Below are 14,300 nucleotides of genomic sequence, written 5' to 3' on the forward strand. Positions count from 1 at the left end.
ACGATGCTTTAAATTATTCTTTGTGATGAATTCAATGATTCATTGAAAGGTGTTCTATGCAAATAACAGATTTTCTTGGTCTTTTACATCCAGCGATCGCAATTATATTCGTGTTTCCACTCATCGGTACAGTAGTTAATTTTGCTTGGCAAACACGCCAACGTAGATTACAAATTTTAGCGGGGAGTAAGAGTAAAATTCCTCCAGTGGTGGGTGCAGAACATAAGCAGTTAGGTGAAAGGCTCACAAGTGCAGTTGTTGGATTAACTTTAATCGGATTAAGCTACCCTATTGGCAAAAATATTATCAAAAATCAATTGTGGAATCAAACACCTTTTCAAGTTATTTTTATACTGCTAATATTTGCTGCCACCATCGCCTCTTTAGTATTTCTTTATCGGGCAAAACAGCGGTTGTGGCGGGCAGTTTTTGCAACTTTAACTGGTGCAGGTTTAGTAATTTTAGGCTGTCAGGATGGAGTCTATCGCCGCACGAATGAGTGGTATTGGTCACATTATTATATTGGCATTACCGCAGCACTGCTGATGATTTTTTCATTAGCAATTGTTCAAGATATTTATCAAGATAAATCCAATCGCTGGCGTATCGTCCATACGATTTTAAACTGCATTGCTTTGTTGCTATTTATTGGACAAGGTATGACAGGAACGCGAGATTTGTTAGAAATTCCTCTGAGTTGGCAAGAACCCTATATTTATCAGTGTGATTTTGCTAAGAAAACTTGCCCAACGCCAAATCCCCAAGCACCAAAATAAGCAAGGGAAAATAACCAATACGAATGCCCTTTAGGAGGGCTGAGTGGAGAATCTCATTTATTTACTCAGAACTTGGAACCGACTAAACCTTAGCTATCCGCTAACGTAACTGTTTTGCCCAATACCTAATCATTGTAGTGGCAAAGTGACAATTACTGTTGTGCCAACACCCTGCTCACTTTCTAATTGAATATGACCACCATGTAACTCCACACATTTTTTAACTATAGTGAGTCCTAGTCCTGTTCCTTGAATTACACCCACATTGCTGGCGCGATAGAAGGTTTGAAATAGATGAGCTTGGTCTTTTAGAGGAATGCCCATTCCCCGATCTCTGATCTGGAAAATTGCCAGGCGATCTTTGCAAATCAAATCAAACCAAATCGTGTCATTGTGAGGGGAATATTTGATGGCATTGGAAATCAAATTGGTTAAGATACAATTTAGTAAGTCTTCATCCATTTCAGCTTGAGTTGATTCCCCTTGAAAAGTAAAGATAATGTTGTGCTTACTACCTGCATTTAGTTGAAGAATATCTGTGATTTCGCTACAGAAATTTTCTAAATTTAAAGATGTAGGTTTGTATGCGAGTTTGGCTGCTTCCGTTTTACTCAAGAACAATATCTCATCTAAGAGATTAAGCATCTGGTTGATAGCATTTTGTATTCGAGCAAAATATTTACTTCTCCGGGCATCAGTTAGTTTATTGCTGTTGTATTCAAGGATATCTACAGCTGTCCGAATCGTAGTCATAGGGGTGCGGAACTCATGAGAAACCATTGCTACAAAGTTTGACTTTAACTCGTTGAGTTCCTGTTCTTTCGCCAGCGCTTGACGGGTGCGTTCTTCACTTTCGCGTAGTTGGTTGAGAATTTCGCTTCTTTCAATGGCATAGCGAATGGCACGCACTAACCGTTGTATAGTTATTTTATCTTTAACTAGATAGTCTTGCGCCCCTTCTGCTAATGCTTGCAGTGCTAAATCTTCATCATCAACACCTGTTAATACCACAACTGGGATATCAGGTACTGCTGCCTTAAATTCTTTTAACGTGTCCAGTCCAATAGAGTCTGGAAGGCTGAGGTCTAACAAAACTAGGTCGAATCTGCGTTGCTTTCGACTCCCTAGCTGAGAATTATCAAAGGTGGACGCAGAGTTTTCCCTGCTAGCTTCTATTGCCTCAGATAATCGTTCAACATGTAACATCTGCCATTGTTCTTGATCTGCATTTATAAATATCCGGTGTAGCAAATGAGCATCACTTGCACTATCCTCTACTAATAGAATGTGAATTGTGAGCTTTTCCATAGTACAGGGTTATATCAATTTGGTAGATAATCACCTGATTTCCTATTTTTTAGATAAGGCTAGAAATAATGCGCTTACTAGGAGGTTATTAGGCAGTTATTATATATATTTAAAGATACCTTAATTTGCGTTCAGAGTAAAATAAAATACTGTTCCTACGCCCAGTCTGATTCCGACTCAGCCTAGATGCGACCACCATACTGTTCTCGACAATTATGAAGACGGCGAAAAACCTCAAAAATTTGCTCAAGATATTAAGACCATTATCTTGAGCGATCGCTATATGTAAATTACTTAGAGCTAGACTGAGGGCAGTATTACACCCACACGAGAATAAATATAGCTGCGGTAAGCTACGCTAACGCACCAACGTAGAGACAATGCAATTTTTGACACAAAAAACAAGTGGACATGTAGTGTAACACCACATCTCCACTCTAAATTTACTGTATTAGGGTTACAACAAAAGACCCCACGAGTTGATTAAAACTTGGGAAAGTTCAAATTAATTAACGTGACTCAGTTCCTTGATTGGGGCTACCTGCGACACCATCGTTTTCTGGTGCTTCTGGAGTAGCAGTGGATTTAGCATCACTCTTTTGCGCATCACCAGTTTTGCGGATACTTTCGTCGATAGGGGTTTCGGCGTCAGGAGAAGCAGTAGACGCAGTTTGTTCATTATTAGATTTTTGTTGTTCAGCCATGATTACATTCCTAATTATTTATCCTTGGGATCATCTTAAAAAATTAGGAGTATGAGTGCATCTATCTAAAATATAGTTATGGCTGATTCCTCCCTCTATCCTAAGTATTGTTTTGTACTACTCACCTCTGCTGACAAAAATCTATAAATATAGAAGTTGTTAACCTTAGAACCCTTGCTATCGTTAATGGAGAACCTAGAAGGGGTTTTATCTCCGAGATGGTTTTAAAATTGCTTTATTGATAGTTGCCAGGAAATGAAAAATAATCTGACTGAATAATATGGTGTGATGATTGTGATACAAACTATCAAAGTCTAATTAATGAACCAGAACAATCTATCGTTACCATCTGGATGTATCCTTCGCAAGGCAATTTCTGCGGATCAGTGGTCGATTCGATTGCTGGTATTTTCAGCGAAACTCGACCCAACCCAGTTAAATTGGCAGCAATTTTGGGTAATTGAATACAATGAGAATCTGATAGCTTGCGGACAGTTGCGTAACTTTTCAGGGGCGCAAGAACTTGGTAGCTTGGTCGTTGCATCAGCTTGGAGAGGTCGCGGTTTGGGTAGTTTGCTAACGCAGCATTTGATTAATACAGCAACGCAACCACTTTATCTGGAATGCTTAGGTCAACGGCTGGTGAAGTTTTACAGTCGCTTTGACTTTGTGCCAATATGTTTTGAAGACTTGCCACAATTTCCCAAGACAACAGGCTTATCTACGCTCAAGGATAAATTTAGATTTTCGCAGTTAGCTAAAAGACTGCTCAAAGTTCCTGTGGTGTTTATGAAATATCAAGGTCAGATTAATTCGTAATTCGTAATTCGTAATTCGTAATTTAAAATATGCAGAACAAGGCTTGATACAAGATGTTTCCAGCCCTTTACTCTCCCCTATCTCCTATTTCAACTTGGAGGTTTAGCAAAAATCGTTAGTAAGACAGACCCTAGTAAATAATGGTGATTCAAACACAATAGCCCAGCACAGGAGCCAAGAAGTTGACGTTGATTAGGGCTGTAGAGTCTAATTCCACGGGGAGAGACTGGCAATAATTGAGGTTCTGTCTCTTTTTTGGAAGTAATGTCAACTAAATAAAAGCGTCCACCAGGAGAAAGTACCCGTGCTATCTCACTAACCACCTGTGTGGGTTCCAAATAGTGCAAGAAGCTGATAGTACTAAAAACGGCATCAAATTGACCATCAGCAAAGGGAAGAGACTCAGCTTTGCCCTCAATATAAATTAAGCGTGGATGGTGGCGGTTGCTCTGTCTTGCTACCCGCAACATATTAGCAGATAAATCCAATCCGGTAGCTCGTAGATTGGGAAACTGAGTAGCAAGGCGCTCAAGCAAGCGTCCAGTACCACAGCCTATATCAAGTACATTTGCTGGCTCTGGTAAATCGACGTACTCCAGCAATCGTTGGTGAATGGCTCGATAAAACACTGAAGGAAAGAACCAATCGTAACTTGATGCCCATAGGTCAAAAAGCAGCTTTTTGTGATTGAAAAAGTCATCAGTCATTAGTTTTCGCAGCTTTCTTAAAGCTTGATGCTTTTTGAGGGTAAGTTTAGCTGCGCCTCCAAGAATTTGGTTAACAACACAAATCAACGTAAGTTCGACAAGTCTTATTTGACCTCTCCCCCAACCCCTCTCCGACACGGAGAGGGGAGTAAAAAGCTTAATTTTCGTTGCTCCTCCCTTTCCGTTTTCCAGAGGGAGGCTGGGAGGGAGAGGTTCATCGAACTCACGTCAAATTAACTATAGCGGTTCTGAATTGGTTGTAATAGCCGAAATATTTGTCAAACAGTGCCAATTCGCTGAAAAGCTTTGTCCTGTCTAGATTTTTGCCCTAAAAATCTAGCTTTACTACTAGAGAAAGGTTAGGGGGTTAGGTTTTGGATGGGTTTTTCAATATGAAGTGAAAATCACGACAAATTATCGGGAACTGTAGTACTTGAATGTGTAGTTAACAGTACTCTTTCTACCTCTGTAGAGAGCCAAAGCAAAAGTAATAAGTGCATAAAACTACAAAACCTAACTGTATTTATTTATAGAGGTTCAAATACAAAAAACTCAATCTAGTTTGAAATTATCAAGGTAAAAAATTATGACAAGCTTTATTCAAGTTCACTCACACAACGACCTACTGCACCCAGCCCGCGAGTGGTTGGAAACGATAGAAATTCATAACTCCAAATTGGCTCATTTCCTATGCAAAGCTATTCCTGCTCAGTGTCCCTTTGAGCGAGACATCACACTGTTTGGTCGGAAGCTATTTCATATTCCACCTATGTGTAAATTAAATCCTCTATACGAGGAAGTGGTTGGTTTGCGTTTTAGAGCGCTTTGTTATCTTGCCGATGAATGTGGTGAAGATATTACAGCTTATTGCTGATAGCCAGTTGGATTGTTGTTTGATCGAGCAGCGAGCGATCGGTAATTGCAGGTTTACGGTTGTTACTTACTCAGGTTTATACTAAGCTAACGTACACCTAATTAGATGTTTGGCTATTAAGTAGCTGGCACTATTGTTGCTTCCCGTATCCTGCTGAAATTATTAACATCATCATGACGCACATCTTACTGATTGAAGATGAGGTCAAACTGGCGCGATTTGTCGAATTGGAATTGAATTATGAAGGCTATCAAGTCAGTATTGCCTACGATGGATTAACTGCACTCACCGCAGCCAGGGAGTTGCATCTGGATTTAGTAATTTTAGACTGGATGTTGCCTGGGTTGTCGGGGTGGGAAATTTGCAGCCGCCTGCGGATTATAGCTGAGAGAGTGCCGATAATTTTATTAACCGTCAAAGATGAAGTGAGCGATCGCATTGCAGGTTTAGACGCTGGTGCTGATGATTACCTCATTAAACCCTTCAGCGTTGATGAATTATTAGCCAGAGTTGGCGCTCACCTACGAAGAAGCAACCAAGCAGAGTACGCAGATGTTTTAGAATTTGAAGACCTAAGTTTAAATCGTCGCACGCGGGAAGTGTATCGAGATCGGCGGTTAATTGAGTTAACTGCTAAAGAATTTGATTTACTAGAATATTTACTGGCACATCCGCGACAGATAATTAGCTGCGATCGCATTTTAGAGGAAGTCTGGGGTTATGACTTCATGGGCGATGCCAACATCATTGAACCTTATATTAACTACCTGCGCTTGAAACTTCAAGCCAATAACGAAAAATGTCTCATTCAAACTGTGATTGGTGTTGGCTACACATTGCATGATTGAATTGGAGATTGGGAGAAGACAAGCGAAAGACTTTTCAATAATTCTTCCTTATTCCCTCAGTGCCTATTGCCCAAAAGCAAAAGGCTTCACATAGCAAACTTTGGCGTTTTTGGCAATCTCCACAAAAACTCATCCAACTTAGAGTTAATTATATTAGGATGCACAAAGCTATCATCATCCAAAATCCAAAACTCAAAGTGGCATGACCTATCTAGAAACAGCAGCGCAGTTCTACCGCGAAGTTGCCCAAACCCCGCAAGTTGGACTTTGTTGTGTACAAAGTACGCCCCTGCAACTACCAGGATTGAAAATTCCTTTGCCAATGCAGGAAATGAATTATGGTTGTGGCACCACTGTTCACCCCACCGAACTAGGAAACCAACCTACTGTGCTGTACGTCGGCGTTGGTGGCGGATTAGAAGCGTTGCAATTCGCTTATTTTTCCCGTTATGCAAGTGCTGTAATTGCCGTTGAACCGGTTGGCGCTATGCGGGAAGCAGCTGCACGTAATTTGGAAATTGCTGCTCAAGAAAACCCCTGGTTTAACACCAGCTTTGTCGAAATCCGCGAAGGTGATGCTTTTAACTTACCTGTTGCTGATGCTAGCGTTGATATCGTGGCACAAAATTGTCTTTTCAACATCTTTGAACCAGAAGATTTAACTCGTGCTTTAAAAGAAGCATATCGGGTGTTAAAACCTGGTGGACGCTTGCAGATGAGCGATCCAATTGCGACTCGTCCCATTCCAGCACATCTTCAAGAAGATGAGCGGCTGAGAGCCATGTGTTTATCAGGCGCGCTCACATATCAAGAGTATACTGAAAGGATTATAAATGCTGGTTTTGGTCAAGTTGAAATTCGTGCCCGTCGTCCTTATCGCCTACTAGATTCCCAGACTTATAATTTAGAAGAAAACCTACTTTTAGAAAGTCTGGATTCTGTCTCATTTAAAGTTGTAATTCCAGAAGATGGTGCTTGCATTTTCACTGGAAAAACAGCAATTTATGCTGGTTCTGAACCCTTCTTTGACGATTTGGCAGGTCATCTACTTCAGCTAGGTATTCCGGCTGCGGTGTGTGATAAAACTGCTGCTAAACTTGCTGCTAGTAAGCCAGCAGAAATAATTGTTACCGATTCAACCTGGCACTATAGCGGTGGTGGCTGCTGTTAATTTATCTAAGAAAGAATTCAGGTGTCAGGAGTCAGAATGGGCTAAACCTTAGCTATCCGCTAACAGAATGGTTCTGTGTACTGGGTAATGAATGCACAATTGGAATATTTCACTAATTACATTCTGAATTCTGAATTCTGGCTTCTTCTTTATAAACTCCAAAATGTTGTTAATTAGTCTATTTTTAGCTACGCTTTTTTTAGCATATTCAAATGGAGCAAATGATAATTTTAAAGGTGTAGCGACGCTGTTTGGTAGCCGGACTAGCAGTTATCAAACAGCAATTTTGTGGGCAACTTTTACAACTTTTGCTGGTGCAATAACTGCGACTTTTTTAGCAGGAGCATTAATTAAAAACTTCTCTGGAAAAGGACTATTACCTGATGCGATCGCTAATTCTCCAGAGTTTCATCTTGCAGTAGCGATCGCTACTGGATTGACTGTACTCATTGCCACCCTCATGGGGTTTCCCATTTCCACAACTCACAGTTTAACAGGTGCGCTGGTTGGCGCTGGATTAGTTGCGATTGGACTACAAGTTAATTTTGCAGCTTTGGGAACTTCCTTTATTTTGCCTTTATTACTCAGTCCAATCATTGCTATTCCCTTGGGAGCAGGAATTTACAGCTTATCTGGCTATATTAATTCAAAATGGCATCTACCAGTCAACCAAAAAATGATTGATGGTTGCCATTTTTTCAGCGCTGGAATTGTCAGTTTTACTAGAGGATTAAATGATACTCCTAAAATTGTTTCACTCATCCTAATTATTGAATATTTTTCGATTCAGGGAGGAGCGATCGTGATAGCGATCGCAATGGCACTTGGCGGTTTACTCAACTCCCAAAAAGTTGCAATAACCATGAGTGAAAAGATTACCTCAATGAATCATACTCAAGGCTTATCAGCAAATATAGTAACTGGGATTCTGGTGATTGCAGCTACTCGGTTTGGGCTTCCAGTTTCTACCACTTACACTTCAGTTGGTTCTATTTTTGGGGTTGGATTAATTAGCCACAAATCTAAATCTAATACTCGCGTTTTTTATCAGATTCTATTATCGTGGATTTTAACTTTACCAACTGCTGCAATTATTAGCGCAATAATATACAGATTATTGCAAGGTTAGAAAACATCAATATATTTGTGTAATTTTTCAGGAGTAGTAACTAATGCAAACTCAAACAGAAATTTTACTAGATACAGCAGTAACAGCCTTTAAAAACAAACTCAGTTCACCTTTGACAAAAAAAGGAATCACTGTTTTACAAGTTAATCTAGGTAAGCTTTGTAATCTTGCTTGTACACACTGTCATGTCGAAGCCGGGCCAAAACGTACAGAAGAACTTTCTCCCGAAATTTGCGAACAATTGATTTCACTAATCCATAATTTTCCCGAAATTAAAATTGTGGATTTGACTGGTGGCGCACCCGAAATGAATTATGGATTTAAGCCACTGGTAGAAGCAGCAAAAGCAACTGGTAAACAAGTGATTGTCCGGTCTAATTTGACTATTTATTTTGAAGATGGATTTGGTGATTTACCAGAATACTTTGCTAAACACCAAGTAAGAGTTGTAGCTTCCTTACCCTGTTACCTAGCAGATAATGTTGATAAAATGCGCGGTGCTGGTGTTTTTGATAGTTCAGTCAAAGCTTTGCAGTGGCTTAACCAACTCGGCTATGGTAAAGACCAAAATTTAATTTTGGACTTGGTTTTTAATCCTCAGTTGCCCACCGATGAAAAATTTTCTTTAGCTCCCGAACAGAGTAACCTAGAACGAGATTACAAAATGTTCTTACAAGAACATTTTAATATTGTGTTTAACAACCTCTTCACCTTTACCAACCTACCAGTTGGTCGAACCAAAATGCATTTAGAACGGAGAAAACTATACACCAGCTATTTGCAGTTTTTAGAGTCGCATTTTAATCCCAGCACAGTTGAACATTTAATGTGTCGCGATGAACTTTCAATTGACTATCTGGGCAATGTATATGATTGTGACTTTAACCAAATGATGAATTTGCCTGCAAAAACTCGCAATGGTGAAACTTTGACAGTTGGCAAATTGTTAGAAGCTGGCAGTTTAGACCTGATTAATGAGGTACAAACTGCTGCTTATTGCTATGGTTGTACTGCTGGGTGTGGTTCTAGTTGTGGTGGCGCTTTGCTCTAAGAACTAGAGCATTTACTTTTCTGGCCCGACATCTCTCAGAAAGAGTCAGCATTTGTACATCGCTTTGCAGTTCGACACTGCTGGCTTGGGCTGTTGAACACGCACAAACACTTAGTAAACGTTATTTACGTCTAGATTGCGATGATTCGCGTCCGCGCCTGAGAGCAGTATATGAAGGCTTTGATTTCCGTTATCACAGCCAGAGACAAATTGGTGCTTATTTCGTCTTTCGCTATGAATATCAAATACCTCCACAAGTTATCTAAATTGATATGTCTTTTATCGATGAAATTAATCCTGTCAATGCTTTGATTGTGGGAGCCAGCCAAGGTATTGGTTTGGGTTGTGTGAAAAAATTGCTACAAGATCGCAGAATAGCTAAAATTTATGCAACTTCTCGTCAACCGAAATCGGCCTCAGAGTTAATAGCTCTTGCAGACGAATTTCCTGAGCGATTAATTTATTTGGAGATGGATATTACTGATGAGTTAGAGATTATTGAAGCTGTTCAAAAAATACATACTCAAGTTGACAAACTGCATTTGGGAGTCAACTGTGTAGGACTGTTACATGAAGATACTTTGCAACCTGAAAAAAGCTTAAGACAGATCAATTCAGAAAATTTGCTACGCTACTTTCAGATAAATAGTATTGGTGCTGTCTTACTGGCTAAACATTTATTGCCTCTGTTTCGTCATGGAGAACGCAGCGTGTTCGCCACTATTTCTGCTAAATTAGGCAGTATTAGCGATAACCAACTTGGTGGATGGTATGGCTATCGGGCTTCTAAAGCAGCACTCAATATGTTGATGCGAACTGCGGCAATTGAGTATAAAAGAAGTTGTCCAAAAGCATTAATAGTAACATTGCATCCTGGTACAACTGATACCCGCCTTTCTCGTCCTTACCAAGGAAATGTACCTGCGGAAAAATTATTTTCAGTGGAACGTACTGTTACCCAATTATTGGCTGTCATCGAACAGCTTCAAGAAGGTGATAGTGGACAGTTTTTCTCATGGGATGGGAGCAGATTGCCTTGGTAATTGCGTTACGCTTGTGCTAGTGAAACTCATGTTATTCGTAACCAAAGCCTATGAAGTTTTTTGTGCCAGCAGCCAAGGATAATATCAAAGCGGAGAAGGTATGACTAACATTCAGATTTCCTTACCTGAGTCGATGAAAGTCTTTGTCGAGGAACAAGTAGCTAAAGGCGGTTATAGTTCAGCCAGTGAATATCTTCAAGAGCTAATCTTTCAAGATCAACAGTGCAAAAGCCAAGAAGGAAAATGCGCTCAGTTGATGGCAAAGCTTCAGACACAGGGTCAACTGAACGATGAGGAGTTTGAAGTCGTTGCAGATAAGTTAGCTGACGAATTTGCGCTATGTGTTGGGTCAAATTTACCAGTGCTGTCAGATTATGCTGTAACTCGTGAGAGTATTTACGAGGATCATCCTTAGCAGTGGTATACCTCATAGACACTAACATCCTACTGCATTTTGTAGATCGCACTCACCCACTACATCCAATAGTACGAACTGCGATCCGAAAACTGCGGCGCGATGGACATACACTGCAAATCACCGTGCAAAACTGCGTTGAGTTTTGGAATGTTGCTACAAGACCAGCCACAAAAAACGGATTTGGCTTAACACCAACAGATGCAGATCGGCTTCTGCAATTGATTGAACGCCTCTTTCCATTGTTGCCTGATATGCCTACTATTTACCCTGAGTAGCGTAAGCTTGTTGTTGCATTCAGTGTGTCAGGTGTCCAAGTGCATGATGCTCGTCTCGTTGCTAATATAAAGGCAAATAGTGTGACGCATATTTTGACATTCAATACTAAAGATTTCATTCGTTATGCGTCTGAAGGAATTGTAGCGGTTGATCCAACAACACTGTAGTTGTTATTTTTCAATATGCGATCGCTAGGATACTATAGGCATGATAACTCCAGAAATACTCATAAAACTCATAGGTGATGGCGAAACTCTGACTGTAGAGTTTAAGAGCGATCGCAAACCACTACCTGAGAATGAATTGGTAGAAGCTGTAGTATGCCTTGCTAACAAGCATGGTGGCAAACTAGTAATTGGTGTGGAGGATGATGGTTGTATAACAGGCTTAAATCAAAAGCTTGCAGAATCTTCTCCAGGTTTGTTGTCTGCTTTGATAGCAAGTAAAACAACACCATCTCTGTCCGTAGAAACGGCAATGATTGATTTGCCTGAAGGACGCGTGGCTGTAATAAACGTACCCACTACACCGCAATTGGTATCAACAAGCAATGGTCGAACGCTGATACGTCGATTAGATACACGCGGAAAACCTCAATGCCAACCACTTTATGCGAATGAAATAGATAGTTGGTATGCTGACCGAGGTCAGCGTGATGTTACAGCACGGCTGATAACTGGAACTACCTGGGATGACCTTGATCCACTTGAATTTGTTCGTCTCCGGCGATTGCTAAGTGAATATCGTGGCGATATATCGCTTCAAGATTTATCCGATCGGGAATTAGCACAAGCTTTAAGTTTTGTACGGGGAGATGATTTAGTACCAACACTTGCGGGTTTACTTGTTATTGGACGAGAAAGTGTCTTGAGTGAGCAAGTTCCGACCCACGAAGTAGCTTTTCAAGTGTTAAGGGGTCAAGATGTTGCAATCAATGAATTTTATCGCTGGCCCTTATTGCGCGTTTTTGAGCGCATTATGGAAGCATTTAGCTTGCGAAATGAAGAAAATGAATTAACAGTTGACCTCTTTCGTGTGGGTGTTCCAGCTTATGATCCACGTGCATTTCGTGAAGCTGTTAATAATGCACTTACCCACCGCGATTACAATCGTATAGGAGCAGTTCATATTCAGACACATGATGATGCGTTAGTTATCAGAAATCCAGGAGGTTTTGTTGAAGGCATTCAATTGGATTCTTTATTAGTTAGCGGTCCTTTACCAAGAAATCCATTACTCGCTGATATCTTCAAGCGAATAGGTTTGGTAGAACGTACTGGTCGTGGAATTGGACTTATATATTCTGGTCAATTACGCACTGGACATCCACTGCCAGATTATTCCGCTACTACCAATTCAAATGTCATCGTTCGGCTACCTGGTGGAAAAGCTGATTTAGATTTTGTAAAAATTATTTTAGCTGAGGAGAGGCGACTAAAACGGTTGCTTACCTTAGATGAATTAATACTCCTCAATTATCTTAGGCAAGAAGGAGAAATAAATATCGTTGAAGCAGGGCGTCTGACTCAAAAAGGAGAAGCTCATGCTCGCCATCTCCTTGAGGAATTAATGGAGAATGGTCTGGTAGAACGTATCAAAACCGCAAAACAGCGTGAGTACCATCTGAGCGCATCTGTTTATCGTCAAATGGGTCGTCCAGAAGCATATATTCGCCGTCGTGGGTTTGATGAACTACAGAGAGAACAGATGATTTTACAGTACATCAAGACCAATGGACGTATTACACGAGGACAAACAGCAGAATTATGTCGCATCAATCCTAATCAGGCAAGATACTTACTACGTAAACTTGCTGATCGGGATCTTTTAAAGCATATGGGTATCGGAGGCCGTAGTGGCTACTATATCTTGAGCGAAGACGCAAAGGCATCTACAAGCCTGACTGAAGAAGCAAAGATACCTGCAAGCGATGACTCTAAACTAACTCCTTTAAAACCCTGTGATGCAAAACCGCAGTCTGAGCAGAAAGGGCCAATACAGCTTAAGCTTGATTTGTAAATACCAACTAAAATCTTACCGTATTTACTATAAAAACATCTTGAGCCTTGAAAATTTTTACACTTTTGTTGAATTATCATCAAGGAATCGAGAGGCGATGTGTACGACAGACTACACCTACGCATTCCTTGAGGATACAGTTATCAAGCCTCAGTACTGAAAACTAAAAACTGGGAAACTCTAAGTCACCACTTCCCCTCCCTAACTGCACCACCTCAGATGGTAGGTGTCGCTCTAACCAATCTTCCAAATCAGCCATTACCTCTCGATAATTGAGGTCACGCTGAATTTCGTGATAGGCTTCTGGATACTCAATTCTCAGCTTATCTGTATAGTTTACCCGTTGATAAAAGATGTCGCTTCCCACAGGTAAAGCAACTCGGTCTGCACCACCGTGGAGAATCAACAATGGTAATTGCCAATCACCTGCATGAGCATTAATCCAATCAACTGTTGCAAAAAATTCTGTAGCTAGACGGGCAGTACCAAGGGTATGTCGCAGTGTATCCTGAGCGATCGCAGCTAAAACCTGCGGATCTCGTGAACCAGCGCTAATGTCAATGCCTGTATTCAGGGTGAAACGCGGCCACACCCGTGAGAGCATTTTTCCTAAAAGTACCCGAATAGGTGAGACTCCAACTTTCCCCAAGGTTGGCGCAAGAGCGATCGCACCCTGCAATAATGATGCTTGTTGGGGATAGCGCAGAATGTAATCTAAGACAATCACCGCGCCTAAACTGTGACCCAAGAGAAAAACTGGACATCCAGGATTCTGAGTCTGAATTAACTGTAAAAAAGCTCCTAAGTCTTCACGAAACTCACTCCAAGCGTTGATATAGCCTCGTTGACCCGGTGAGCGTCCATGACCACGCAAGTCTAAGGCATAGACAGCGTATTGCTTGGGTATCAACTGCTCAATTACATTACTGTAGCGATCGCTGTGCGCTCCGAGTCCATGCACAATGGCTAATATTGCCCGGACTTTACCTTCTGGATGCCAGCTTTGGTAATACAGTTTAAGTCCTCCAACACCTTGGAATCTGCCTTCTTTACGAGAAGCTAGGCGATCGCTATAGTCAATCATAAGGTTAATTTTTTACATAATTTTCCCAACAAGCTACTAAAAAGTCAACATCAAAATATATACAAGAATTCAA

General features: G+C 40.8%; 15 protein-coding genes. 11 read left to right on the forward strand and 4 right to left on the reverse strand.

Annotation, left to right across the window (positions count from 1 at the left end; translation table 11 throughout):
- Positions 1 to 56: 56 nt before the first annotated feature.
- The gene (locus tag HWQ43_RS01940) at positions 57 to 776 is read left to right on the forward strand and encodes a DUF4079 domain-containing protein (protein WP_292729473.1); all 720 of its coding nucleotides are present in this window, start codon (positions 57 to 59) and stop codon (positions 774 to 776) included.
- Between the two features lie 129 nt (positions 777 to 905).
- On the opposite strand, the gene HWQ43_RS01945 is transcribed toward HWQ43_RS01940, so the two are convergent.
- On the reverse strand, positions 906 to 2,084 hold the full coding sequence (locus HWQ43_RS01945; RefSeq protein ID WP_292729476.1) for a hybrid sensor histidine kinase/response regulator: 1,179 nt from the start codon (positions 2,082 to 2,084) through the stop codon (positions 906 to 908).
- A 509-nt stretch (positions 2,085 to 2,593) separates the two neighbouring features.
- A complete protein-coding gene (locus HWQ43_RS01950; RefSeq protein ID WP_292729480.1) occupies positions 2,594 to 2,788 on the reverse strand; it encodes a hypothetical protein in 195 nt (64 codons plus the stop codon).
- A gap of 321 nt (positions 2,789 to 3,109) precedes the next feature.
- On the opposite strand from HWQ43_RS01950, the gene HWQ43_RS01955 reads away from it, so the two are divergent.
- A complete protein-coding gene (locus HWQ43_RS01955) occupies positions 3,110 to 3,607 on the forward strand; it encodes a GNAT family N-acetyltransferase (protein ID WP_292729483.1) in 498 nt (165 codons plus the stop codon).
- An 89-nt stretch (positions 3,608 to 3,696) separates the two neighbouring features.
- Here HWQ43_RS01955 and HWQ43_RS01960 read toward each other — a convergent pair whose 3' ends face one another.
- The gene (locus HWQ43_RS01960) at positions 3,697 to 4,314 is read right to left on the reverse strand and encodes a class I SAM-dependent methyltransferase (RefSeq protein ID WP_292729485.1); all 618 of its coding nucleotides are present in this window, start codon (positions 4,312 to 4,314) and stop codon (positions 3,697 to 3,699) included.
- A 586-nt stretch (positions 4,315 to 4,900) separates the two neighbouring features.
- On the opposite strand from HWQ43_RS01960, the gene HWQ43_RS01965 reads away from it, so the two are divergent.
- The 9 genes from HWQ43_RS01965 (at position 4,901) to HWQ43_RS02005 (ending at position 13,143) form a co-directional block, all read left to right on the forward strand.
- Positions 4,901 to 5,188 (forward strand): Mo-dependent nitrogenase C-terminal domain-containing protein, encoded by a 288-nt coding sequence (locus HWQ43_RS01965; protein WP_292729488.1) that lies wholly within the window; start codon positions 4,901 to 4,903, stop codon positions 5,186 to 5,188.
- A 173-nt stretch (positions 5,189 to 5,361) separates the two neighbouring features.
- Positions 5,362 to 6,036 (forward strand): response regulator transcription factor, encoded by a 675-nt coding sequence (locus HWQ43_RS01970; RefSeq protein ID WP_292729491.1) that lies wholly within the window; start codon positions 5,362 to 5,364, stop codon positions 6,034 to 6,036.
- Positions 6,037 to 6,238: 202 nt separating this feature from the next.
- Complete coding sequence (gene arsM, locus HWQ43_RS01975; protein ID WP_194042580.1) at positions 6,239 to 7,207, forward strand: arsenosugar biosynthesis arsenite methyltransferase ArsM; 969 nt, start codon at positions 6,239 to 6,241, stop codon at positions 7,205 to 7,207.
- A 163-nt stretch (positions 7,208 to 7,370) separates the two neighbouring features.
- Positions 7,371 to 8,336 carry an inorganic phosphate transporter gene (locus HWQ43_RS01980; RefSeq protein ID WP_292729498.1) on the forward strand — a complete coding sequence of 322 codons (966 nt, stop codon included), beginning with the start codon at positions 7,371 to 7,373 and terminating at the stop codon, positions 8,334 to 8,336.
- Between the two features lie 43 nt (positions 8,337 to 8,379).
- Positions 8,380 to 9,387 carry an arsenosugar biosynthesis radical SAM (seleno)protein ArsS gene (arsS, locus tag HWQ43_RS01985; protein ID WP_292729501.1) on the forward strand — a complete coding sequence of 336 codons (1,008 nt, stop codon included), beginning with the start codon at positions 8,380 to 8,382 and terminating at the stop codon, positions 9,385 to 9,387.
- Positions 9,388 to 9,659: 272 nt separating this feature from the next.
- Complete coding sequence (locus tag HWQ43_RS01990) at positions 9,660 to 10,430, forward strand: SDR family NAD(P)-dependent oxidoreductase (RefSeq protein ID WP_292729504.1); 771 nt, start codon at positions 9,660 to 9,662, stop codon at positions 10,428 to 10,430.
- A 100-nt stretch (positions 10,431 to 10,530) separates the two neighbouring features.
- Positions 10,531 to 10,845: a hypothetical protein gene (locus HWQ43_RS01995; RefSeq protein WP_292729507.1), complete on the forward strand. Its 315-nt coding sequence runs from the start codon at positions 10,531 to 10,533 to the stop codon at positions 10,843 to 10,845.
- Between the two features lie 2 nt (positions 10,846 to 10,847).
- The gene (locus HWQ43_RS02000; RefSeq protein ID WP_292729508.1) at positions 10,848 to 11,123 is read left to right on the forward strand and encodes a PIN domain-containing protein; all 276 of its coding nucleotides are present in this window, start codon (positions 10,848 to 10,850) and stop codon (positions 11,121 to 11,123) included.
- A 208-nt stretch (positions 11,124 to 11,331) separates the two neighbouring features.
- Positions 11,332 to 13,143, forward strand: coding sequence for an RNA-binding domain-containing protein (locus HWQ43_RS02005; protein ID WP_292729510.1), 1,812 nt, complete (start codon positions 11,332 to 11,334; stop codon positions 13,141 to 13,143).
- A 163-nt stretch (positions 13,144 to 13,306) separates the two neighbouring features.
- Here the strand turns inward: HWQ43_RS02005 and HWQ43_RS02010 are convergent, their stop codons facing one another.
- Positions 13,307 to 14,227 carry an alpha/beta hydrolase gene (locus tag HWQ43_RS02010; protein WP_292729512.1) on the reverse strand — a complete coding sequence of 307 codons (921 nt, stop codon included), beginning with the start codon at positions 14,225 to 14,227 and terminating at the stop codon, positions 13,307 to 13,309.
- Positions 14,228 to 14,300: the final 73 nt, after the last annotated feature.

Origin of the sequence: Nostoc sp. JL31, assembly GCF_017114965.1 — a bacterium.
In the GTDB taxonomy this organism is placed as follows: domain Bacteria; phylum Cyanobacteriota; class Cyanobacteriia; order Cyanobacteriales; family Nostocaceae; genus Nostoc; species Nostoc punctiforme_A.